Annotated in this window: 2 protein-coding genes; one reads left to right on the top strand and one right to left on the bottom strand. The window is 69.6% G+C overall.

All coding sequences use genetic code 11. From position 1 onward, the window contains the following. Positions 1-514 (top strand): hypothetical protein (locus tag Q8Q85_01885; protein MDP3772995.1); only part of this gene is annotated, 514 nt, incomplete at its 5' end. Positions 515-539: 25 nt separating this feature from the next. Here the strand turns inward: Q8Q85_01885 and Q8Q85_01880 are convergent. Next, the coding region (locus Q8Q85_01880) for a helicase-related protein (protein ID MDP3772994.1) at positions 540-1,150 on the bottom strand (611 nt) is incomplete at its 5' end.

Below are 1,150 nucleotides of genomic sequence, written 5' to 3'. Positions count from 1 at the left end.
TCGAGCGGATCGCGCTCCGCGACGGCGTGCCGCTGTGAGCGCCGCGGAAGCGGCACTGGCCCGGCAGGCCCTTCGCTCCGCCGAAGGCTGTGCCCGGCGCCTGGCGCGATCTCAGGGCAAGCTGGCCGCGCAGTTCCCGCTGTCGCCCGCGCGAGTGACGGCGCTACCACCCGATGTCGAAGATGACCTCGATGCGTTCCTCAAGCGCTACGAGCAGCTCGTCAACACGATCCAGGATGAACTGTTCAAGGTGGTCGCGATCGTCGGAGGCGAGGACGTTCGGGGTCTCGCGCGCCGCGAAATGGCAGAACTGATGGACCGCCTCGGCGCCCTGCCGTCGGCGGCGAGCTTCCGCCTGCTCGTCGCCATCCGGAACCGGATCGCCCACTCGTATCCGGACGATCCCGAACGCCAGGCCGGGAACTTGAACGCCGCCTACGAGGCCGTGCCCGACCTTCTTGCTGCCCACGAGGGCGTTCGTCGCTACCTCGAGCGCCGCTTGCCCGGAGGCTAATGGAGAGCAAGGGCCTTTATGTCGACTACGCTCCGGTCGGGTCAGCCAGCCGGACCTGGTACGAGTAGCCCTGCTCGGTGAGAAACAGCTTGCGGTGATGGGCGAACTCCTCCTCGCGCGTGTCGCGGGAGACCAGCGTGAAGAAGTGCGCCGCGCGCCCATCCCGCTTCGGCCGCAGGATCCGCCCGAGCCGCTGCGCCTCCTCCTGGCGAGAGCCGAACGCGCCCGAGACCTGGACGAGCACGTCGGCATCGGGCAGGTCGACGGCGAAGTTTCCCACCTTCGACAGCACGATGCGGCGCAGCGCGCCCTGACGAAACTGCTCGTACACCCGCTCCCGCTCGGCCTGCGCGGTCTTCCCGGTGACGAGCGGCGCCCCGATCTCCTTCGCGATGGCCTCGACCTGGTCGAGGTACCCGCCGATGACGAGCACGCGACCGTCCGGATAGCGGCGGAGGATGTCGCGCAGGGGGCCGAGCTTCGCCGGGTTCTCGGCGGCGACACGAAACTGCACCCGCCGCTCCGCGAGGGCGTACGCCATGCGCCGCTCGGCGCTCATCGGCACCCGGACCTCGACGCACGTCGCGGTCGCGATCCACGCCTGCTGTTCGAGGTCCTTCCATGGCACGTCGAAGC

This window comes from Gemmatimonadales bacterium (assembly GCA_030697825.1).
GTDB lineage: Bacteria > Gemmatimonadota > Gemmatimonadetes > Gemmatimonadales > JACORV01 > JACORV01.
Note: the sequence above shows the minus strand (reverse complement) of the source record. Positions and strands in the feature narration are given on the sequence as shown.